Annotated in this window: 23 protein-coding genes and 1 tRNA gene; 14 read left to right on the plus strand and 10 right to left on the minus strand. The window is 60.2% G+C overall.

The features are described from left to right. Positions 1–19 precede the first annotated feature (19 nt). Positions 20–1,078, plus strand: coding sequence for an isopenicillin N synthase family oxygenase (locus K3756_RS09280; protein WP_259986873.1), 1,059 nt, complete (start codon positions 20–22; stop codon positions 1,076–1,078). A gap of 3 nt (positions 1,079–1,081) precedes the next feature. After that, positions 1,082–1,735 (plus strand): LysE family translocator, encoded by a 654-nt coding sequence (locus K3756_RS09285; RefSeq protein ID WP_259986875.1) that lies wholly within the window; start codon positions 1,082–1,084, stop codon positions 1,733–1,735. 58 nt (positions 1,736–1,793) lie between these two features. Here the strand turns inward: K3756_RS09285 and K3756_RS09290 are convergent. Beyond that, positions 1,794–1,877 (minus strand) — tRNA-Leu (locus K3756_RS09290). Positions 1,878–1,998: 121 nt separating this feature from the next. On the opposite strand from K3756_RS09290, the gene K3756_RS09295 reads away from it, so the two are divergent. Next, complete coding sequence (locus K3756_RS09295) at positions 1,999–2,577, plus strand: YqaA family protein (RefSeq protein WP_259986876.1); 579 nt, start codon at positions 1,999–2,001, stop codon at positions 2,575–2,577. Then, entirely contained in the window at positions 2,574–3,032 is a 459-nt protein-coding gene (locus K3756_RS09300; RefSeq protein ID WP_259986877.1) for a disulfide bond formation protein B, read from the plus strand. The genes K3756_RS09295 and K3756_RS09300 overlap by 4 nt, the downstream gene beginning before the upstream one ends. Here K3756_RS09300 and K3756_RS09305 read toward each other — a convergent pair. Further along, positions 3,029–3,454, minus strand: a complete 426-nt coding sequence (locus tag K3756_RS09305; protein ID WP_259986879.1) for an Lrp/AsnC family transcriptional regulator — start codon at positions 3,452–3,454, stop codon at positions 3,029–3,031. The two genes, K3756_RS09300 and K3756_RS09305, sit on opposite strands and share 4 nt — an antisense overlap. A gap of 94 nt (positions 3,455–3,548) precedes the next feature. Here K3756_RS09305 and rocF point away from each other — a divergent pair, with 94 nt between their 5' ends. Further along, positions 3,549–4,481, plus strand: coding sequence for an arginase (rocF, locus tag K3756_RS09310; protein ID WP_259986880.1), 933 nt, complete (start codon positions 3,549–3,551; stop codon positions 4,479–4,481). A gap of 16 nt (positions 4,482–4,497) precedes the next feature. After that, a complete protein-coding gene (locus K3756_RS09315; protein WP_259986881.1) occupies positions 4,498–5,544 on the plus strand; it encodes an ornithine cyclodeaminase in 1,047 nt (348 codons plus the stop codon). Positions 5,545–5,550: 6 nt separating this feature from the next. Here the strand turns inward: K3756_RS09315 and K3756_RS09320 are convergent, their stop codons facing one another. Both K3756_RS09320 and dksA read right to left on the minus strand, forming a co-directional pair. Further along, positions 5,551–6,732, minus strand: a complete 1,182-nt coding sequence (locus tag K3756_RS09320; RefSeq protein ID WP_259986883.1) for an FAD-dependent monooxygenase — start codon at positions 6,730–6,732, stop codon at positions 5,551–5,553. Positions 6,733–6,827: 95 nt separating this feature from the next. Beyond that, positions 6,828–7,250: an RNA polymerase-binding protein DksA gene (dksA, locus tag K3756_RS09325; protein WP_259986884.1), complete on the minus strand. Its 423-nt coding sequence runs from the start codon at positions 7,248–7,250 to the stop codon at positions 6,828–6,830. A 168-nt stretch (positions 7,251–7,418) separates the two neighbouring features. Here dksA and K3756_RS09330 point away from each other — a divergent pair, with 168 nt between their 5' ends. The 5 genes from K3756_RS09330 (at position 7,419) to K3756_RS09350 (ending at position 12,019) form a co-directional block, all read left to right on the plus strand. After that, the gene (locus K3756_RS09330; RefSeq protein ID WP_259986885.1) at positions 7,419–8,258 is read left to right on the plus strand and encodes a MoxR family ATPase; all 840 of its coding nucleotides are present in this window, start codon (positions 7,419–7,421) and stop codon (positions 8,256–8,258) included. A gap of 288 nt (positions 8,259–8,546) precedes the next feature. Then, complete coding sequence (locus tag K3756_RS09335; protein WP_259986886.1) at positions 8,547–9,905, plus strand: DUF2927 domain-containing protein; 1,359 nt, start codon at positions 8,547–8,549, stop codon at positions 9,903–9,905. A gap of 27 nt (positions 9,906–9,932) precedes the next feature. Continuing rightward, on the plus strand, positions 9,933–10,100 hold the full coding sequence (locus tag K3756_RS09340; protein ID WP_259986887.1) for an apolipoprotein acyltransferase: 168 nt from the start codon (positions 9,933–9,935) through the stop codon (positions 10,098–10,100). After that, positions 10,100–11,287 (plus strand): VWA domain-containing protein, encoded by a 1,188-nt coding sequence (locus K3756_RS09345; protein ID WP_259986888.1) that lies wholly within the window; start codon positions 10,100–10,102, stop codon positions 11,285–11,287. The genes K3756_RS09340 and K3756_RS09345 overlap by 1 nt, the downstream gene beginning before the upstream one ends. Positions 11,288–11,335: 48 nt before the next feature. Beyond that, positions 11,336–12,019, plus strand: a complete 684-nt coding sequence (locus tag K3756_RS09350; protein ID WP_259986889.1) for a M48 family metalloprotease — start codon at positions 11,336–11,338, stop codon at positions 12,017–12,019. On the opposite strand, the gene K3756_RS09355 is transcribed toward K3756_RS09350, so the two are convergent. The 5 genes from K3756_RS09355 to K3756_RS09375 form a co-directional block, all read right to left on the minus strand. Beyond that, entirely contained in the window at positions 12,016–12,558 is a 543-nt protein-coding gene (locus K3756_RS09355; protein ID WP_259986890.1) for an RSP_2648 family PIN domain-containing protein, read from the minus strand. The two genes, K3756_RS09350 and K3756_RS09355, sit on opposite strands and share 4 nt — an antisense overlap. 1 nt (position 12,559) lies before the next feature. Beyond that, positions 12,560–13,771 (minus strand): RSP_2647 family RNA methyltransferase, encoded by a 1,212-nt coding sequence (locus tag K3756_RS09360; protein ID WP_259986891.1) that lies wholly within the window; start codon positions 13,769–13,771, stop codon positions 12,560–12,562. 39 nt (positions 13,772–13,810) lie between these two features. After that, entirely contained in the window at positions 13,811–14,560 is a 750-nt protein-coding gene (locus tag K3756_RS09365; protein WP_259986893.1) for a DUF6778 family protein, read from the minus strand. Positions 14,561–14,704: 144 nt separating this feature from the next. Further along, the gene (locus tag K3756_RS09370; RefSeq protein WP_259986895.1) at positions 14,705–14,983 is read right to left on the minus strand and encodes a hypothetical protein; all 279 of its coding nucleotides are present in this window, start codon (positions 14,981–14,983) and stop codon (positions 14,705–14,707) included. A gap of 5 nt (positions 14,984–14,988) precedes the next feature. Further along, positions 14,989–17,775 (minus strand): glutamine-synthetase adenylyltransferase, encoded by a 2,787-nt coding sequence (locus K3756_RS09375; RefSeq protein ID WP_259986897.1) that lies wholly within the window; start codon positions 17,773–17,775, stop codon positions 14,989–14,991. 232 nt (positions 17,776–18,007) lie between these two features. Between K3756_RS09375 and K3756_RS09380 the strand changes: the two genes are divergently transcribed. From K3756_RS09380 to K3756_RS09390, 3 genes are all read left to right on the plus strand, one after another. Further along, on the plus strand, positions 18,008–18,424 hold the full coding sequence (locus K3756_RS09380) for a DUF2852 domain-containing protein (RefSeq protein ID WP_259986898.1): 417 nt from the start codon (positions 18,008–18,010) through the stop codon (positions 18,422–18,424). 56 nt (positions 18,425–18,480) lie between these two features. Beyond that, a complete protein-coding gene (locus K3756_RS09385) occupies positions 18,481–18,912 on the plus strand; it encodes an RDD family protein (protein ID WP_259986899.1) in 432 nt (143 codons plus the stop codon). Positions 18,913–19,002: 90 nt separating this feature from the next. Next, positions 19,003–19,827 (plus strand): arginyltransferase, encoded by an 825-nt coding sequence (locus tag K3756_RS09390; protein ID WP_259986900.1) that lies wholly within the window; start codon positions 19,003–19,005, stop codon positions 19,825–19,827. Between the two features lie 90 nt (positions 19,828–19,917). Here the strand turns inward: K3756_RS09390 and K3756_RS09395 are convergent, their stop codons facing one another. Further along, positions 19,918–22,272, minus strand: coding sequence for a TRAP transporter large permease subunit (locus tag K3756_RS09395; protein ID WP_259986901.1), 2,355 nt, complete (start codon positions 22,270–22,272; stop codon positions 19,918–19,920). Positions 22,273–22,280 lie beyond the last annotated feature (8 nt).

Raw genomic sequence — 22,280 nt, forward strand, 5'->3', positions numbered from 1 at the left:
GGTAACTGGGGGGATGAGTATGTTGAAACTCAAGACGATTACTGACGAAGAATCCGGACCTTTTCCACTCATTTCAGTGCGCGGATTGTTGTCGGGAAACAGATCCGAATTCATGGCCGCAGCAGACGCAATGGGCTATGCGGCACGGACGAGCGGATTTTTCAGAATATGCGATCACGGCATCGACGCGGACCTGATCGAGGCGACCTACCGGGAGGCGAAACGGTTCTTCGCCCAGTCTGACGAGGACAAGCAGCGGTACTATATCGGCAAGAGCACCAATCATCGGGGCTATGTTCCGTTCACCGAAAAGGGAGATTACCCCGACGAGGTACATCGCAGTTACGAAGCCTTCGACATGGGGCTGGATCTGCCCCACAACGACCCTGATTATATCGCGGGCAACCGTGTTCTGGGACCGAATGTCTGGCCTGACCTGCCGGGGTTCAAACAGGTGGTCGGTGGCTATTACGGTCGCGTTTCCGCATTGGGGCGGCTGATCTGTTCGGGGCTCGAGGCGCATTTGCAATTGCCGCGCGGCGCAATGACCGGACAGATGACCAAGCCGATTTCGCAACTGCGCCTGCTGCACTACGTCCGCCAGAAGCAGACGATCAACCACCAGTCGGTCAATATGGGCGCGCATACCGATTATGAATGTCTGACCCTGTTGCATACACGCAATGAAGGGCTGCAGGTCATGACAAAACAGGACCAGTGGGTGGACGTTCCTCTGGACCGCAGCGCGCTCGTCGTGAATATTGGCGATATGCTAGAGGCATGGAGCAATGGGCAATTTCGCTCGACGCCGCACCGTGTTCTCAATCTGAGCCCCGAGCGGTATTCCCTGCCCTATTTTGTGGCAACCAATTACGACACAGTCATCAAGCCATTTGAGCAAACATTGAAGCAAGGCCAATCAAGCATGTATAAACCTATCAGAGCGGGCGCACATCTGGAGCGGATGTTGATGCGCGATTTTCCGTATCTGCGCCACCAGAGCGAAACACAGTCTGCGAAAGCTGCTGCCGGTATCCAGAACCCGTTCGAGCAAAGGCTGACCGCCGGTCATTCCTGAAACATGCCAACTGTCGATACAATAATTGCCGTCCTCGTGGCCGGGCTGTTGCTGAGCGCGACACCCGGCCCGTCAATGTTCTATGTCCTGTCGCGCAGTGTTGGCCAAAGCCGCGCGGCGGGTCTGGCCTCCGCCCTCGGTCTGGCGCTGGGCGGAATGGTTCTGGCTGTTGCGACTGCCGTCGGTCTGGGTGCGCTCTTTCGTGAATTTCCCGGATTGGTCACCACCCTGCGATACGTCGGATCGGCCTACCTGATCTGGCTGGGCATCGGGATCGTGCGCGATTCAATGGTTGATGTGACCCAAGACCTTCACATCACCGCCGTGCGCAAACGGCCGTTTTTAGGTATTGTCTGGCAGGGCGTTCTTGTCGAATTGCTCAATCCCAAAACGGTACTTTTTTTCGCGGCGTTCCTGCCGCCCTTTGTCGACAACAGTGCCGGAACGTTGTCGAGCACGGACATACAGCTGCAATTGCTGGTGTTGGGCTTGCTTGTCCCGCTGACCGCAATCCCTTCGGATATTCTCGTGGCATTCATGGGGGGCAGCATGATCAAGAGCTACCGCGCCAACCCTGCCTTGCGCAAAGCGTTCGGATGGATCGGCGGTCTGTGCCTAATCGCGATCGCCATCAATCTGCACACCGGTTTCATCTGAAATCACGGCAAAAGCGAGATCAAAAAATTGGTGTTGCGGAGATGATCCTCTGGATCATTGGTACCCAAGGCCGGACTCGAACCGGCACGCCTCGCGGCGGGGGATTTTGAATCCCCTGCGTCTACCATTCCGCCACTTGGGCACTGGGTGTGAATTAACGCGACTGACCGCGGGGGGCAAGCGCAAACTGGCACGCAGACCTCTTGACCCCACAGTCGCTTCATGGTGTGCCTGCAAGGGACCAAACCGGCGAAAGGCGCGACATGATCCAACGGCTCTACGACTGGACGCTGAGCTTGGCGCACCACCCCCACGCCCTTTGGGTGCTGGCGTTTATCGCCTTCATCGAAAGCTCCGTTTTTCCCATTCCACCTGACATTTTGATGATCCCGATGATCATCGCCCGCCCGAACCGCGCCTTTCTGATCGCGGGTGTCGCCTTGGTCGCGTCGGTCCTCGGGGGGCTCTTGGGGTATGCGATCGGCGCGCTCGCTTTCGAGGCCATCGGCCAGCCGATCCTTACTGCGCTGGGCAAGACTGACGCCATGTCCGAATTCGCCACGCGGTTCAACGATCTGGGTTTCTGGGCGGTGCTGACCGCGGGGGTAACGCCATTCCCCTACAAAGTCATCACCATCATGTCCGGTTGGACGGCCATGCCGCTTGCGACGTTCATCGCCACCTCCATTCTGGCGCGTGGTCTGCGGTTTTTCATCGTCGCGGGCCTTCTGTGGTATTTCGGCGCTCCGATCCGCGCTTTCATCGAAAAACGGTTGGGCCTGATGTTTACGCTCGCAATCGCATTGCTTGTGGGCGGCTTTTTCCTGGTGAAATTTCTATGAACGCGCGCACATACATACTGGCCGCGACATGCGGTTCTGCGGCTATATTGCTCGGCGCATTTGCATTTCAACATCTCGGGGGCCTGCCACCCTGCAAACTGTGTATCTGGCAGCGTTGGCCACATGCAGTTGCAGTTGCGATTGGCTGCGTCGTCCTGCTCAGTGGACAGATCAGGCTCGCGTGGCTAAGCGCCCTTGCGGCCCTGAGCACCGCCGGGATCGGCTTTTACCATGTCGGCGTCGAACAAGGATGGTGGGAAGGACCGTCAAGCTGCACGTCAACGGGCGTGGGCGGGTTGAGCGCCCAGGAGTTGATGGATCAGATCATGGCAGCGCCCCTCGTCCGCTGCGACGACATCGCCTGGCAATTTATCGGCATCTCGATGGCGGGCTGGAACGCGATACTCTCGCTGGCACTGGCCGCCATATGGATCACGGCGGCGCGGACACGCTAGGCCTGCTTTGACGTACTGAGCAGCAGGCTGGTTTCGCTGGCCACCACCCCGTCCAGCTTGCGCACCCGGTCCAGCGCGGTGTCCAGCGCGACGAGCGTGGTGGTGCCAAGCTCCACGATCAAATCCCAGCGCCCGTTGGTGGAGTGCACGGCGCGGACCTCGGCCATCTGGCCGAGCTGGCGCTTGATCCGCGCCGCGCCGCGCCCTTCGATACCGATCATCATCAGCGCCCGCACGGGATCCTGCGCGACATCCGCCGCCGTGATGACGCTGAAACCCACGATGTCTCCACGGGTCGTAAGGCGATCCAGCCGGGATCGGACGGTCGCCCGCGACAAGCCAAGCCGCAGACCAAGGTCCGACAGCGACGCGCGCGCATCATGGCGCAGCGCCGCAACAAGCTGATGATCCACATCGTCCATTATGATGACCCAAATTGATCAATCTGCCACCAAATTGCGCAAACTGCCCGCTATTTTTACGCCCATTCCGGCGCCTATAGCTAGGGAAATATCGATGAAGGAGCGTGCAATGGCGCAAAATTGTATTCTGATCGGGGCGCCGCTGGACAGTGGCAAGCGGCGGCGCGGGTGTCTGATGGGGCCGGATGCCTACCGCACAGCGGGATTGGCAGAGGCGCTCGAGGATCTGGGCCATACCGTGAGCGACCGCGGCAATTTGCGCCCTGACCCGGTGGATGGCGACAGTCATCCGCGGCTTTACAAACTGGCCGAAACGATTGCATGGACCCGAACGCTGGCCGATGCTGTGGCGCAGACCATGACCGAGGGCCTGCCGATCACCATGGGCGGCGATCACGCGTTGGCAGCCGGTACCGTCTTGGGCGCGATGCGCTACGCAAGGTCGGTCGACCGGCCGCTGTTTGTCCTGTGGCTGGACGCGCACAGCGATTTTCACACCCTCGAAAGCACGGACAGTGGGAACCTGCACGGCACACCGCTGGGCTACGTCACGGGGCGTCCGGGGTTCGACGGCTGGCCGGACCTGCCCGCACCTGTTGCACATGACAACATTGCAATAATCGGCCTGAGGTCTGTCGATCCGGCAGAACGGGACGCATTGCAGCAGACCACGATCCAGCGCGTCGACATGCGCGAGATTGACGAGACCGGCATCGCGACCCCGCTCGCCAAATTCCTGTCACGGGTGACCGAAGCCAACGGTCTCTTGCACGTCTCGCTCGACGTGGATTTCCTCGATCCCTCGGTTGCGCCCGCTGTCGGGACCACGGTCCCCGGAGGGGCGACAGTGCGCGAAGGCCATTTGGTCATGGAAATGCTCCACGACAGCGGGCTGATGACATCGCTTGATCTGGTCGAACTCAATCCGTTTCTCGATGAACGCGGGCGCACTGCGCAATTGATGGTCGATCTTGCCGCGTCGGCCCTTGGGCGCCGTGTGTTCGACCGCCCGACACGTGCCTACTGATGCAAAGGACCACAGCATGACAACCCAACCTTCACACAAGGCGCTGGTGCCTTTCGTCTCCGTTGACCACATGATGAAGCTCATCCACCGGATCGGCATCGAAAAGATGTTGTCCGGGATCACCGACTATATCGAGGAAGACTTCAAGCGCTGGCAGCTGTTCGACAAAACCCCGCGCGTGGCAAGCCATTCCGAAGTCGGGGTAATTGAGCTGATGCCAACCTCCGACGGCGAGGTTTACGGCTTCAAATACGTCAACGGGCATCCCGACAACACCAAGGGCGGTCTGCAAACCGTCACGGCCTTCGGGCTCTTGTCCGATGTCGCGACGGGCTATCCCGTTTTGTTGTCGGAGATGACCATTCTTACGGCGCTGCGGACGGCGGCAACATCCGCCTTGGTGGCCCGCACCCTCGCCCCGAGCGGCAGCAAGGTCATGGCGATGATCGGCAATGGCGCACAGTCCGAATTTCAATCGATTGCGATGAAGGCTGTCGTTGGCATCGAGGAGGTCCGCCTTTTCGACATTGATCCGGCGGCGACGCGCAAATGCGCGGAAAACCTGCGGGGCTCGGGGCTGCGCGTGGTAGAATGCCGCTCGTCAGAAGAGGCGATCTTGGGCGCACAGATCATCACCACCTGCACCGCGGATAAACAGTACGCCACGATCCTGACCGATAACATGATCGGATCGGGGGTCCACATCAACGCGATCGGCGGAGACTGCCCCGGCAAAACGGAGCTGGCGCCCGCGATCCTGCATCGGTCAACCATCTTTGTGGAATACCCCGAGCAGACGCGCATCGAGGGCGAGATACAGCAGCTTGCCGCTGATCACCCCGTCACCGAAATGTGGGAAGTATTCACCGGCGCTACCCCGGGCCGCTCGTCCGCCGAGCAGATTACCCTCTTCGACAGCGTCGGATTTGCGACCGAAGATTTTTCGGCGCTCCGTTATGTGCTCGATGCCGTTGCGGAACACGATATTTCGATCCCGCTGGACCTGTTGGCCGACCCTGATGATCCGCGTGATCTTTTCGGGATGGTGCAACGCGCAGGCTAGGAGCACCTAGAGCCGCGGTGGGTGTTTTGTCACATCCACCGCGTACAACCAGTCGAATGCGCCCAGCATCCGACCCGGCGCCAGCCGACTTGCCATCCGTAACCCGGTGTGTGCCGCAAATCGAAATGGGCCCGTGCGCAGGTGGTATCGCCACGCATTCGCTTCGGCGGCAGCGATCACGCGGCTTACGCGTGGGCGGCGCAGTTTTTCGTAAGCCGGCAACGCCTCGTCCCGGTCCATCGTTGCCAGATGCGCCGCCAGCACCCAAGCATCCTCCAGCGCCATGTTCGCCCCTTGGGCCAGAAACGGGAGTGTCGGGTGCGCGGCATCTCCTAACAGGGCAATGCCCTCGCGTTGCCAATGCGTAGCAACCGGATGCAGGTGAAGCCCCCATAGCGATGTGTGGCGCACTTCGGCAATCAACTGCGCCGCCGTTCCCTTGAACCCGGCGAATGCCTTACGGAGATTTTTCGGATCATCCGCTTCCGCCCAGCCCTCGGGCGCCCATGTATCGCGTTCCTCGACCGCGACCAGATTAACCAACTCCCCCCCCCGGATCGGGTAGCTGACCAGATGTCGCCGCGGCCCCATTGTGACGCGGACCTCGGCGGGGTGCTGTACCGAATTCGGGACCGTCGCCCGCCACGCAACCTGACCGCTGAAATGCGGCTCTGTCCGGCCATTGAGTACGGGACGGGCGCGTGAGTGGATACCATCTGCGGCAATGATTACTTCGGCGCGGCGGATTGCGCCATCGCGAAGACGCAGTTTGGGCAGCGGTCCCGGTTCGATCGTGGTGACCTCGCTGCCCAATTCGATCGTGACATTCGCTTCGCGAGCGGCCTGCGCCAGTGTCCCGACAAGATCGGCGCGATGGGCGAAAAGATAGGTCTGGCCGTCCGGCAATCGGGTCAGGTCAAGCCGCGCCACATCACGGTCTGCGGCATTATGGGCCCGCATGACGACCGCGCGTGCTTCAACAGCGCCGCGGGCCCGCAAGCGGCCCTCAAGCCCCAGCGCACGCAAGACAGCCAGACCGTTGGGCGACACCTGCAAACCTGCGCCGACTTCGGTCAGCGCGGGGCTTTGTTCGAGCAATGTCACCGCAACCCCCTGACGCGCCAGCGCAGTGGCAACGGCAAGCCCGCCGACGCCTCCTCCGACTACGATGGCATTGTTGATGCCCATGGATCATGCCCCAAAAAGAAACGCCGCAGCTGTTGCTACGGCGTTAAAGCTATTGCGGTGCGGGTGCAAAGCAAACCGTGCCTTGCGACCCAGCATCAATCGTCGCGGTGCACTTTTTCGCGGCGCTCGTGACGCTCTTGCGCTTCGAGGCTCATGGTCGCAATCGGGCGCGCGTCCAGACGTTTGAGCGAGATCGGATCGCCTGTCACCATGCAGTATCCGAATTCACCTTCGTCAATGCGGCGCAGGGCGGCGTCGATCTTGCCGACCAGCTTGCGGGCGCGGTCACGTGTGCGCAGTTCCAGCGCGCGGTCCGTTTCCTCGGAAGCCCGATCGGTCACATCAGGAATGTTGCGGGTCCCATCCTGCAACGTCTCGATGGTATCGCGGCTGCCAGCGAGCAGTTCGGACTTCCAGTCCAAAAGCTTGCGGCGAAAATACTCGACCTGGCGATCATTCATGAAAGGTTCATCTTCTGCGGGACGATAATCATCCGGCACAAACTGCTCTTGCTTCATAATTTTCATCCCCTCAACGGATTCAACCACTGACATGTCAGCACATCTCCCTCCGACATTTCCCTGACGCTGGGTCTAACGGACACGTCGCGGATTGTCACTACACAATCATGCGCTATGGTAAAGTTATCGAAAATCAACTCAATAACGTAGAAGGTTGTTCTATAAATGAAATTTCAGGGTACGGCCGATTACGTTGCCACCGAGGACCTCAAAATCGCGGTGAATGCGGCGGTCACGCTAGAACGGCCTTTGCTCGTCAAAGGCGAGCCCGGCACAGGCAAGACCGAACTGGCGCGGCAAGTCTCGTCGGCCTTGGGACTGCCGATGATTGAGTGGAACATCAAGTCCACAACCAGAGCCCAGCAAGGGCTCTATGAATACGATGCCGTCAGCCGCCTGCGCGACAGCCAGCTGGGCGAAGAGCGGGTGCACGATGTCAAGAACTACATCCGCAAGGGCAAGCTTTGGGAAGCCTTCGAGGCCGAGCAGAAGGTTGTGCTGTTGATCGACGAGATCGACAAGGCCGATATCGAATTCCCCAACGATCTGCTGCAGGAACTCGATAAGATGGAGTTCTTCGTCTATGAGACCGGCGAGACAATTCGCGCGGCCGTGCGCCCGATCGTCATCATCACCTCGAACAACGAAAAAGAGCTTCCCGACGCTTTTCTGCGGCGTTGTTTCTTCCACTATATCCAATTCCCCGAGATGGACACGCTCAAGAAAATCGTGGAAGTGCACCACCCCGGCATCAAGGCCGATCTTCTGACCACCGCCCTGACCCAGTTCTATGCGATCCGCGACCAACAGGGCCTCAAGAAGAAGCCGTCAACATCCGAGGTGATCGATTGGCTCAAACTTCTTCTGGCGGAAGATCTGGATGCGGCCGACCTCAAGGCGGATGGGGCGTCGGCCCTGCCCAAATTGCACGGCGCATTGCTCAAGAACGAACAGGACGTCCACCTTTTTGAACGGCTTGCCTTCATGGCGCGGGGACAACGCTAGACGCACCGTAATACCGGGGGCGCGGATAACATGTTGCGCCCCCGGCGCGACACCTGACTGTGTCATTTCTGCGATCATGCCAGCCGGCTGCCCCATTCCGTAAAATTTGCCACGATTTTGCCTTAATTGCTCCCTACCCAGAACAGGTTGAGGGGCAAAAAGATCTCTGACAAAGCTCAAAAAGGGCAGGCAGGCAGATATGACAACCGAAACCGCACCCCGCGTGCACGATGGCGATGTGCGTTTAAGAACGCTCCGTAATTCGTTGCAATATATGGATAAATACCCGTGAAGGCGCGTATCGCTCTGGCGCTTTCCATCCTGCTGAACGCCTGTACGCCTTCGAGTGAGGGGGATGTTTCGCGTCGCGTCGCCTTTGTTGACACGACCCTTCCGCCGTCTCATTCATTCAGCGCTGCCCCCCTGCAGGGCCCCATCCGCGCGAACAACGATCTTGCGCTCGATTTCATCGAACTCAGTTTCAAGCTGGAAAGCGGTCGTGATCTGCCTGTGTTCACGCGTTTCGAAGGGCCCATCAGCATTGCCGTCACCGGCAGCCCTCCTCCAACGCTGCAACCTGATCTGACGCGGCTTATCGGTCGACTGCGCCGCGAGGCACGCATCGACATCTCACAGACAAGCACCCTACCCGCCAACATCGTTATCGAGGCGGTTCCGCGCAAAGCCATCCGCAAGGTCCTGCCACAAGCCGCCTGTTTTGTGGCGCCGAACGTCGGTTCCCTGAAGGAATATCGCCAATCGCGGCGCAAGAGCAAAAGCAACTGGACCCAGCTGCGCCGTCGCGACCGACTGGCCATTTTCCTGCCCAATGACGTCAGCCCGCAGGAAGTCCGCGATTGTCTGCATGAAGAAGTGGCACAAGCGCTGGGACCCCTGAACGATCTGTACAGGCTGCCCGACTCCGTCTTTAACGATGACAATGTCCATACGGTGCTGACCAGCTTCGACATGCTGATGTTGCGCGCCTATTACGCGCCCGAGCTTCACAACGGGATGAGCCGCGGACAGGTTGCCGCCACCCTTCCCCACGTGCTGCGCCGGATCAACCCCGCCGGCGAACGGGCCGCTGCGTATTACGCGACCCGCACCCCGCAACCTTGGAAACGCGCGATTGAAGCGGCTTTGGGGCCTGCATCGAACGCGTCCGAGCGTCGGATCGGAGCGCAGAATGCGGTCAAGATCGCAGCGGCAATGGGCTGGACCGACCAACGTCGCGCGTTTTCCCACTATGCGATGGGCCGCGTGCTTCAACGCGATGATCCTGAATCCGCCCACAAACATTATGTCACCGCGGGCAAGTTCTACGCCCAAACCCCCGGCACACGGTTGCACCGTGCCTACGTCGCAACGCAGCTTTCTGCCTACGCGGTGAGCAAGGGCGACGGGGAAGCCGCACTGCGGCTCATTGCCCCACACGTCGAGACGGCCCGCCTGAATGAAAACGCGGCATTGCTGTCCACCCTTCTTTTGCTCCGCGCCGAGGCACTTGATCTGGAAAACCGGCCCGCCGAGGCGCAGGCCGTTCGACTGGACAGTCTGGCGTGGGCGCGGTACGGGTTTGGCTCTGACTGGGCCGTGCGGGCCAAGCAGCGCGAAATCGCGTCGCTCAATCCGCTGAAACTGTAAGGCCCGCAACCACTTGGGGGTCTTTCGATGATCGTAATCGGCTTTGCAGTGATCGGCGCAATCTACGGCGGTTTGACGGCGCGCAAACGCAAGGGCAACCGCAAGGATGTCGCTCAATACGCAGCCGGCTTCGGTCTCGCTTTTATGATCGTTGGTATGTTCTTGACTGTGATCATCGACCGCGTCGCCAGCTGATGTTTCTGCCCTTCTTCGACCAACTGCGCCGCCACAAGGTTCCGGTATCGCTGCGCGAGTTTCTGGCCTTTCTGGAAGGCCTCAAGGCGGGTCTGGCGACCTATGATGTCGATGCGTTCTACTACCTTGCACGGGTGTCGATGGTAAAAGACGAACGCCACATAGACAGGTTTGACCAAGCCTTTGCGTCGGCGTTTAAAGGCATTGAAAACATCACCCTGGACGACGTTCTTGAAGCGGTTGATATCCCGCGGGACTGGCTCGAGAAGATGGCCGAGAAGCACCTGAGCGCCGAAGAAAAGGCCCAGATCGATGCCTTGGGCGGCTTTGACAAGTTGATGGAAACCTTGCGTGAGCGGCTGGCCGAGCAGAAAGACCGCCATCAGGGGGGCAACAAATGGATCGGCACCGCCGGCACCTCCCCTTTTGGCGCGTACGGCTACAACTCCGAAGGTGTGCGGATCGGCCAGAACGAAAGCCGCCACCAGCGGGCGGTCAAGGTCTGGGACAAGAGAGAGTTCCGCAATCTCGACGACACAGTCGAGCTTGGGACGCGCAACATCAAAGTCGCGCTGAAAAGGTTGCGCCGCTGGGCGCGGGATGGTGCGAACGAGGAGCTTGATCTCGGAGGGACGATCCGCGCAACGGCGGAGCATGGGTACCTCGACGTCAAAACCCGCCCCGAACGCCGAAACGCGGTTAAGGTCCTGTTGTTTCTGGATGTCGGCGGGTCGATGGATCCGCACATCAAGGTGGTTGAGGAACTGTTCTCCGCCGCCCGCGCTGAATTCAAACACCTCGAGTATTTCTACTTCCACAACTGTCTGTATGAAGGTGTCTGGCGGGACAATCGTCGGCGCTGGGACGCGCAAATCCCGACCCACGAGGTTTTGCGCACCTACGGGCCGGACTATCGCTGCATCTTTGTCGGGGACGCTTCCATGTCGCCCTATGAGATCGCCTATCCCGGCGGAGCGAATGAACATTGGAACGCCGAAAGCGGCGCTACGTGGTTGGGCCGTGCGCGAGATCAGTGGCAGAGCAATCTGTGGATCAATCCCGTGCCCGAGAAGTACTGGCCCTACACCCAGTCTATCGGGATGATACAGGACGTGTTCGGAGCCGAAGCAATGGTGCCCATGACGCTTGAAGGATTGAGCCGCGGCATGAAGACTTTAACGCGCTGATCGTTCGCAAGCCCTTGCTGGCGTGGTATTTGCGCCCATATTGGGTTCATGTTCAAGCTTCTGCCGATCCTTCTCGCCGTGGTCTACGGATATGCCATGTTCCGGTTTTCGGTGTGGCGCACGGGGCGTGAGCTTGACGAGAAATCTACGGAGCTGGTCGATCCTGCGCTGAAAGACATGAGCGACCGGATGGCCCGCGCGCTCGATCTGCCCCGGATCAAGGTGCATATCTACGAGATTGAACCGGTAAACGGTTTGGCGGCCCCGGATGGACGCATTTTCATCACCCGCGGGTTCTATAACAAATTCCGTGCTGGAGAGGTCACCGCTGAAGAGCTAGCCTCGGTCATTGCGCATGAGCTGGGGCATGTCGCACTTGGCCATTCCCGTCGCCGCATGATCGATTTTTCTGGACAGAACGCGATGCGCATGGCGCTTGGCATGGTGCTCAGCCGCTTGATACCGGGCATCGGGATATGGATCGCGAACATGCTGACAACATTGCTGGCGGCAAAACTGTCGCGCGGCGATGAATACGAAGCGGATGCCTATGCGGCTGCCTTGCTGCATAAATCCGGTATCGGTATCGCCCCCCAGATTTCGCTGTTTCGCAAATTGGATGCCTTGACCAAATCAGGCAGCGTACCGGCCGCCGCATGGTTGATGAGCCATCCGAAAACCGATGAGCGCATCGCGGCGTTGACCGCTCTGGAGGCCAAATGGAGCGGCTAGCTTGTGAGCGCTTTTGCCAACCGTGGCAGGCGCGCTTTTTTCAGCAGCGCGCGCATCTCCCACGGATCACCTGACAACCGCCGGGCTTCCGCCAAAACGTCTTGGGCTACGCGGGCGACCACATTCGGTGACCCCTCAAAGCAGCCCAGCAGGAACGCGTCGGGATCGACACGTGAAAGCCCTTCTTCGGCGAGGATGTTGCGCGGAAAATCCTTTGCATTCATCGTCACGATGCCATCTGCCGATCCTGCAATCGCGGCGGCGAGCACGTGTACGTCATTGCGATCGGGAAGCCACAAACGCGCTTCAAGTCCCGGCTGGGGCGCGACGATAGCATTAGACCAACGCGTCGCAAGTAGTGCGATCTCGCCGCGCGCCTGCGCCTCGCCCGTGGGTCCGATCTTGCGCGCGGCCAAAGCCCATTCTTCGAGTATGCGGGCAGACCACAGCGGCTTGAATACCCCTGCTCCTGCCACGCCCAGAAGCATCTCGCGCATGACCGTCGGATAGATCACACAGGCATCGAGCAGCATTCTCATGTTAGAGGTGGAAAAACAGTGACTTGAGATATCCCGTTTCGGCAAGCTGTGGCAATTGCGGATGGTCAGGGCCCGCGAAACCGGAATGTATCAACTGTGCACGCCGCCCTGCGCGACCGATCCCGCGTACGCTTGCCGTTCGGAACTGCGTCAGGTCTGCCGCGTGTGAACAGGAACATAGCCCCAGAATACCACCTTCGGCGACCAAAGGTGCCGCAAGCCGAGCGATCCGTTCGTACGCGCGCAGCCCCGCCTCGAGCGCGGGTTTCGCGGGGGCAAAGGCCGGAGGGTCACAAATGACGACATCAAATTGCGCGCCTTCACCGGCGAGTTCTGCAAGCGTGTCGAATGCATCCCCCTGACGTGTTTCGACCTTGTCCGAGACCCCCATCGCCTCTGCGCCCTTTGCGGCAAGCTGGAGCGCGGGGGCCGACCCGTCAACGCACAGCGCCGATGCCGCGCCGGCCGCCACAGATGCCAGCGCAAAGCCCCCGACGTGCGAAAACACGTCCAACACCCGCGCGCCGCCGGCAAGATTGGCGGCAAAGGCATGATTGGGGCGCTGGTCATAGAAGAGGCCGGTTTTTTGCCCCCCCGTAAGATCCGCCATGTAGATCGCACCATTCATCGGGACCTGCACCGGGCCGTCGGGTGCGACCCCTTCCAGAACGCCGGACTGGTCATCAAGCCCTTCAAGGCTGCGGGTGCGGCCGCCCGCGTTTTTCAACACGTTGCTACAGCCTGTCGCATCGACGAGCGCTTGCGTCAGCGGGCCGATCATAGCGTCGGACCATGCGGCATTGGGCTGGATCACACAGGTGTCGCCGAAACGGTCGATGATCACCCCGGGCAAACCGTCGCCTTCCGCATGGATGAGCCTGTAGTAAGGCGCATCATAAAGACGTTCGCGCAGTGCCAAAGCGCGTTGCAAGCGCCGGGCAATCCATGCTGTGTCGATTTCGGCCTTCGGGTCCTGATCCATCATGCGCGCGATGATCTTGGAGGCGGGATTGACCGTCACCACGCCGAGCGGCTGGCGGGCCTCATCTTCGAGCACGGCAAGCGTGCCGGGGCTCAGGTTTTTCGTCCGGCGGTCGACGACAAGTTCATTCGCATAGACCCACGGCGCGCCATGCCGGATGGCACGGGCGTTTGCCTTGGGGCGCAGGCGGACGGTGGGTAGCGGGTGAGATACGGAAAAGGGCGCTGTCATAGCGCCCTTCCCTAGTCGGTTTTAAACTGGAGCGGAAGGTCAGATTTTGTTGACTGCCTGAAAGAAACCGAGATTGGCGTTCTCGTAGCCTTCGGGGCGGATCAGTTCCTGCCGGATCACTTCACCCAAGTGCTGGCTGATGCGGACCTTCTGGGTCAGCCCGCGTGCTTCGGCGGTGATCGCCTGCTGGCCGCCGAACGCATCCAGATCGGCCTGCACCACATGAGGTTCCGACAGCGCCTGCCCCGTCTTGGCATCCCGCATCACCATCGCGAAGCGGATCGAATGCACGCCGCCCACGGTATAGCGGGCTTTCTCGGTAAGCGCGTGGAAGCGCTCGACACGGATGTCCAAAATGACCGGGATATCCCCATCGAACTGGGCCGTGCCTGCCCTGAGCGCGTCATGAAAAATCTGCGCGACCTGTGCATGACGATCGCCGATCGGGTCTTCGCGCCAGACGATATCGCCGGTGGGATAGTAGCGGTTCGCCTCTGACACGCGCAAACTGCGTGGGACGGTAACCTTGACCTGACTTACGTTGATCAGCTCGGCAATTTCCTGCGGCAACGCCTGGTTCCTGCCAATATCATCGGTCGTCGCGATGCGGCTGACCCGCGCTAGGTTGCGCTTGCCTTGCGTGTCGATGGGGCCCGCGGTTTGCGCAAATGCAACCGGTTCGGCCTGCGGCGCGCCGAACGGTGCGTTGCGGCTGACGTTATCTGTTGCACCACATGCCGACAGCGCGGCTGCAAATGCAAAACCAGTGGCAAATTTGAAAAGTTTCATGTCGGTCTCCTTCGGACGCTCCGCGCCCTGTCGTGGTTTCACCGACCGGAATGACGCCTGATTAAGGCGCATTTGAGACAAGTTTAGGCTAATGAGGCGGCATTTGCGCGACACTGGGCAGTCCGTGCATGGCGTGTGTCGGTCTCAATCGCGCGGTCTGCTGCGCCATCCCCCGCGGCGACGCGGCGTTGGCATGCTGTGCAGACCCTCACGCAGCACATCGGTCATCGGGTGCCCGTCGCCGTCGCCCGCATGCACCGCCAGCAGGCGCCGTATCGCGGCTTTGACGTCGTTATCCATGCCAAGGCTCAGAGCCCAATCCAGAAAGATGCTGCGACATTCCGCGGCGGTGATCCCGTCGATCCGGTAGGCCTCATAGATCAAGCCCTTCGGGTCATCTGCATTACGCTTGTCTGTGGTCACGTCGATCATCCTGCGTTCAGTCCGGCAGCAATAATCGCCGCGGCTGCGTCGTAACTCTGCGTCAAACGCGGCTCAAGGCCATCGTGGATGTCGTTTTCAACCTCGCCTGCGATGGTCGACGTCAAAAACCGCACTGCGGCTTCGCCCACCGCATCGGGCTGCAGCGGTGTCGGCGACAGCAGGCGCGTCGCGGCCTGCACCGCCCACACCTGATCATATGCGGCGAGCAAGCTGCCGGCCTGCGCCTCCGAGATCAACGCGATATCCCTTGCCGCAAGAATTCCCGATGGAATATCGCGGCGCGTCTGCCCGCTGATCAACAAAGCGGCTTGCGCGAAAAGTTCGATATCCTGCAACCGCCCGGGTCCGATTTTCGCATCCAAAGGACCATCGGGCGATTTCGAAACTGCAATGCGGTCCCGCATCTGCGCTGTCTCGACGAGGATCTTCTCGCGGGTCTCCGACTGTGCCAGCACGCTCTGCCGCACCTCTTCGACCTGATCGGCCAACGCGTCCGGGCCAGTGATGACTTCGGCCCGCGTAAGCGCAAGATGCTCCCATACCCATGCCTGTGTCTGCTGGTAATTTCGGAAACTCTCGATGCTGGTCGCCACCGGTCCCTTGTTGCCCGAGGGGCGCAGCCTCAGATCGACTTCATACAGGCGACCCTGCGACATTGGCGCACTCAGGGCCGTGATCATGGCCTGCGTCAATCGGGCGTAATACTGCCGTGTTGCAAGCGGTTTGCGTCCGTCAGACATGTCCACGCCGTCCGGGTCGTAGATGACAATCATATCAAGATCGGACTGTGCAGTCAGCTTGCCTGCTCCGAGCGATCCCATCCCAAGGATGACGGCACCGTTTCCGGGTGGTGGACCGTGACGCCTTGCAAACTGCGCGGTCACGACCGGCCATAGCGCCTGTAAAACAGCACGGGCAAGATCGCTGTATTGACTGCCTGCGGTGGCGCCATCCACAAGACCGCGCAGATGGTGCACCCCGATGCGGAAATGCCATTCGCGTGCCCAACTGCGCGTCGCGTCCAGCTGGGTTTCATAATCGTCGATCTGGGTCAGCCGCTGGGCCAGCATTTCCTGCAGTCCCGCCTGACCCGGCCAGTCCGTAAAGAAATCGCCCCCGATGACGGCATCAAGCACCTGCGCATGGCGCGAAAGATACCCCGCCAGTGACGGCGATACGGTCACAATGTCGATCAAGAGATCGGCCAGGTGGGCATTTGCCCGTAGCAGCGAGAAAAGCTGCACCCCCGCAGGCAATCCCGCGAGGAAACCGTCAAACGCAAGCAGCGCTTCGTTGGGCTTTGCAGCCCCTGCAAGACGGGCCAGCAGATCGGGCCGCAGTTGTTCGAACAGTTCTGCCGCACGCGGGGCGCGCAAGGCGGGATACCCCGGCCAGCGCGACAAGACCGCTTCGTCAAAGCTGTGGCCTTCAGCGGTGGCCCCCGCTTGCTTTTGATCCGCAAAGAAGCCTTCGGTGATCTCGTGCACCGCACTCAGCCGCTCGCGAAGTTCACGCTCAAATGCGGCGGTGTCCATGTCCATCATCGCGGCGATCCGCGCGATCCCCTCGGGCGATTTTGGCAGGTTGTGCGTCTGCGCGTCCTGCACCATCTGGATCCGGTGTTCGACCGTGCGGTGAAACGTGTAGTGATCGGACAATGCGTGCCGCGCCGCTTCATCGACCCATCCCTTGGCGGCGAGTACCTTCAAACCCTCCTTGGTACCGCGCACCCGCAAATCCTCGTCACGCCCCCCCGCGATAAGCTGGCGGGTCTGCGTGAAAAATTCGATCTCCCGGATACCGCCGCGGCCCAGTTTCATATTGTGACCCGGCAAGGTGATCGGCCCGCCCAGCCCCTTGTGCTCGCGAATGGCCAGACGCATGTCGTGGGCGTCCTGAATGGCCGCAAAGTCGAGATGCCGACGCCAGACAAAGGGGCGCATGGTTTCGAGAAACGCGGTGCCCACGGCAATGTCACCGGCGCAAGCGCGCGCCTTGATATAGGCGGCCCGTTCCCACGTTCGACCGAGGCTTTCGTAATACCTCTCGGCGGCTTCAACGCCAAGACAGACAGGCGTGACGGCAGGATCGGGCCGCAGGCGCAAATCGGTTCGAAAGACATACCCGTCGGCGGTGATTTCGCTCAGCGTGGCGGCCATGGCGCGGACTGCCTTGATCAAGCCTGCGCGGATCTCGTGGAAATCGGCCACATCGAACCGCGCCTCATCAAACAGGCAGATCAGATCAATGTCCGAGGAATAGTTGAGCTCTCGTGCCCCCATCTTACCCATGGCCAACACGACCGTTCCGCCCGCGGTCTGCGCGTCCTCTTCGCGCAACCCCGGCAGCTTGCCCCGCTTTATCTGCGCCAGCACGCCCGCGCGCAACGCCGCGTGGCTCGCGGCATCGGCCAGATCGGTCAGCGCGCCGGTGACATCTTCGAGCGTCCAGGCCCCGCCAAGATCACAAAGCGCGCTCAACAAAGCCACACGCCGTTTCGCGCGGCGCAGATCGGCTCCAAGCGTTTCTCCCTCGCCGGCGGCCACCTGCGCGATTTGCGCAGTCAGCGCCGCCCGTGGCGCTTCGACCGCGCCCGCGAGCCACTCCGCTTCCTTCGTGACGAGCGCGCCAAGATAGGGTGCGCGGCTGGTTGCGCCATCAATAAGCGGACGCAAAGATGCGTCGAAAGGTGCGGACAAATCGGTGTTCAGCGCGTCGGGATCAACCCGAGGAACGCGCGTGAGCAAGGCGCAAAGCGGTTTTTCTGTCATCAAACCAGCTTTGCGCGTGCAGCGAAGGCCGTCAACCGCGCAATTTCGACCCAATAACCAATTGAAAGAAAATGGCATTTCAAATAAATGTAAATATCTTTCACATTTCTACTTGCAAGCGCGGCCCCTGATGCCAATCTTAGAGATGTGAAAGGGATTTACATTGACGCCTTTCACCGGCCGATGAGGCGCCATGGGGGCGCTGCGCCGCCACCGAGAGGGAAAGACAGATATGACAAGCATTTCACAAACCGCACCGATGTCATCCGGTCAGGGCTGGTTTTCGCGCAGCGAAGCCTGGCTCGATGCCCGTGGCAAGGGTGCATGGATCGCGACCATGGTCGTGGGGTTCATCTTTTTCTGGCCCGTCGGGCTCGCCCTTCTGGCCTATATGATCTGGAGCAAACGCATGTTTTCAAACGTGAAGTCTCGCCGCATGGCAACCCGCACACCCTACATGGGCCGCCCGACCGGCAACAGCGCCTTTGACAGCTACAAAGCCGATACGCTGCGCCGCCTGCAAGAAGAGCAGGAAAACTTCGAAGCCTTCCTCGAGCGGCTGCGTGAAGCAAAGGACAAATCGGAGTTTGACGCCTTCATGCAGGAGCGCGAAAAGCGCACCGGCACAGACGACAAGGCCGAAGCCTGATTACCAGCCCCCCGCCCGATCCTTTCGGACGGGGGGCATCACACCAGTTGAATGAGATGACCATGACACCCGATCCCGATACAGACGCCCATTTCTACGATGGCACCCCGACCAAGCGGTTGATTGCATGGCTCATCGATATGGCCGTGATCGCCTGTTTCACGTTGCTGGCAGTTATCCTGACGGCCTTTACCGGGCTGTTCATCCTGCCGATCCTGTTTTTGTGCATCTCGTTCGCCTACCGTGTGATCACCATCGCCAATGGATCGGCGACATGGGGGATGCGGCTGGTGTCGCTGGAACTGCGCACGCATGATGATCAGAGATTCGATCTTGGCTATGCCCTCCTACATACGCTGGGCTACACCATTTCGGTCGCGATGCCGCTGTTGCAGCTGATTTCGGTCGTTTTGATGTGCACCACGGAACGGCGGCAGGGTCTGACCGATCTGGTGATGGGCACCGTTGCGCTGAACCGCCGCAGCTGATCGGCGGCCTGCGGGCTTTCACCCGAAAATGGGGGGTTGGCGGGCTGTTTTGGGCGCGGTAGGTTCTCACAGTTACAGCCGGGAAACCTGATGCGCCACACGCTCCCCATTGCACCGCAGTTCTATGTAACTGCGCCACAGCCCTGCCCTTATCTCGAGGGCCGGATGGAGCGAAAGCTGTTCACAGCCCTGCAGGGCGAAAACGCATCGCAGTTGAACGACAGCCTGTCGGCGCAAGGCTTCAGACGCAGCCAGAATGTGCTTTACCGGCCGTCGTGCACAGAATGCGCGGCGTGCCTTTCGGCACGGATCGATGTCTCGCGCTTTCAACCGACGAAGAGCCAGCGGCGCACGATCAACCGAAACGCCAATCTGACGCGACGAGCCACATCCCCTTGGGCCACCGAAGAGCAATACGACCTTTTCCGCAGCTACTTGGACAGTCGCCATGCCGATGGCGGGATGGCCGATATGGATGTTTTCGAATTCGCCGCGATGATCGAAGAGACGCCGATCCGCAGCCGCGTGATTGAATATACCGACAACGACACGAATGAACTTGTCGGTGTGTGCCTGACGGACGTGTTGGCCGATGGCGTGTCGATGGTCTACAGTTTTTACAGCCCCGACCGCCCGAAGGATGGTTTGGGCAACTTTATGATCCTTGATCACATCGACATCGCCCGCAGCGCGGGTTTGCCGTATGTGTACCTCGGCTATTGGGTGCCCGGCAGCCCGAAGATGGGGTACAAGGCGAAGTTCTCCGGACTGGAAGTGTACATGGGCGGCGCGTGGCAAAAAATGCGTGATCCCGAGGGATTTGCGGCCGACAAACACCCGCTGAGCAACGATCCGATTGCAGAGCAGGTCGCAAACATCTCCCTGCCCGATATGGCGCCGACACGCCGCCGCTAGGCTGACGTTCTTCTTTTTTACCACCACACAAAAATTGGCCGCCCCCGTTGGGGAGCGGCCAGTTTCATTTCACATGTCCTATTGCCCGCTTTAGTTGGGGATAAGGTCTGGAATGATGGTCACGATCGACGGGAAGAACCACAAGATAGCCAGACCCGCGACCTGGATCAGCACGAAGGGAATGATCCCCCGATAGATATGCTGTGTCGTCACCGAGGCCGGCGCGACCCCGCGCAGATAGAACAGGGCAAAGCCGAAGGGCGGTGTCAGGAACGATGTCTGAAGGTTCACCGCGATCATGATCGTCACCCATTTGGGATCGAAAGATCCGCCGTAGATCACAGGCCCCACGATCGGCACCACGATGTAGATGATCTCGAGGAAATCGAGCACGAACCCGAGGACAAACAAGACAACCATAACAATCAGGAAGACCGTCAATTCATTATCGAAGGACTTCAGGAACTGCTGGATGTAATGCTCGCCGCCAAAGCTGATGACAACGAGGTTGAGCAGCTGCGAGCCGATCAGGATGGTAAAGACCATCGACGTCACCTTGGCGGTTTCGCGCACCACCGGCGTCAAAACGCCGGATGTATACAGGATCCAGCAGCTGAACAGCAGGCCGAATACGGCATAGAGGAATGCACCGTAGGCGGCGAAGAAAGCGATCCAGCTCTCGAACGTGACGCCTTCCTGATTGATGCGCAGATCGAAATTCACCCCCAGCAGGATGCAGATGATAATGGCCAGCGTCGACCAGATGATCACCTTCGGCGACCGGTCCTGATCCTTCAGCTTGCGGTAAGCCGCGAGCATGATCGCCCCACCTGCCCCGAGCGCCGCAGCGGGTGTCGGGTTGGTGATACCGCCGAGGATCGATCCCAGCACGGCCACGATCAGCACAAGCGGAGGAAAGACGACACGGATCAACTCATTCCGTGCGCAGAGTTTGGTCCCGTAGAACACACCGTACATGATCAGCATGAACGGAATGAACATCAGCACGACAGTCATGCCCGGCGATGTCAGCGGGCTCACGAGTAGGATATCGACAAGGATCGCCAGTACAACGCCAATGCCCCCCACGATCAGCGGACGCGCGTCGGAAGACGGCGACACGCCGCGTGCGGTCGTAAGGATCAGGCCAAGCAGCACCAGAAGGATGGCGATGCCCGTGCCGATGGGCGCGGCTTCGGCAACCTTCATGGTCCGCGCGAGCTCAAGGTCCTCCTCGGACAACCGTTCGGACGCCTGCAGGCCTCCGGCGGCGTCAATCTCCTCTTGCTGGGCGACAGCCACATCCCAAGCGTCCTGACCGTGCAGTTCGATCATCGAGGCTTTGCATTCCTCGCCGACCGTCGTGCGCAGCGACGCATTTTCCCCGATGTCCGAAAAGCTCGATACACGTACATCCTGGCTGCCCACGACACCGAGGTTGCCCAAGATGATCGTGCCGACAATGATCAGAACCGGCGCACCTGCAAACCATGTAAAGGCTTCGCCGCGGGTGACAGGTTCGGCATTCGTGGCGCCCATCGGGACGGCCGGTGCCTTGTCGGGGTTCAAAAGCGCGTAGCCAAAGGCATAGAGCGCGTAGAGTAGCGCCAGCATGATACCGGGCAGCAATGCCGCCTGAAACAGCGTGCCGACGGAAACAACCGCAGGCTCGCCCAGATAAGTCAGCGCGTCGGTACAGCCCGCCGCCGTCGCACGTTCTTCCTGCGCGGCGGAATACAGATCCCCTGCAAGTGTTCCCAACAGAACGATTACGATCGACGGTGGGATAATCTGGCCCAGTGTCCCCGACGCCGCGATCACGCCCGTGGCGATCTCGGGAGAATAGTTGTTGCGCAGCATCGTCGGCAGCGCGAGCAGCCCCATGGTGACAACGGTGGCCCCGACGATACCGGTCGAGGCTGCGAGAAACGCCCCCACCACCACGATCGACACGGCAAGACCGCCGGGAAGCGGGCCGAACACCCGCGCCATCGTTGTCAGCAGGTCGTTTGCGATTTTCGACCGCTCCAGCGTGATGCCCATCAGCACGAACATCAGCACGGCCAAAAGCGTCTCGATGGACTGGCCCGCCAAAACCCGTTCATTCATGCGGTTCACGATGAACGAAACGTTGCGGTTCATCGCCTCTTCCCAGCCCGCGGGGAAAACCGGTTCAGCGATCCTTGGCAGATCGGGATACCTGAATAGGGATATGGCGTCCTGTTTGATACCGGAATTGACCAGATCACGGTACGCCTGACTGCCGGTATCGATGGCCTGGTGGATCAGTAATCCTGCACTGTCCATCGCGGCAATGATACCGAAGGAAATGATGCCCGCGCCACCGATGGCAAACGCCACCGGAAATCCGGATAGGATGCCTCCGAAAAGGCACACGAATACGATAATCAGGCCAACTTCGACCCCGTCGAGACCAAAAAACATCTCAGACT

This window comes from Sulfitobacter sp. S190 (assembly GCF_025141935.1).
GTDB lineage: Bacteria > Pseudomonadota > Alphaproteobacteria > Rhodobacterales > Rhodobacteraceae > Sulfitobacter.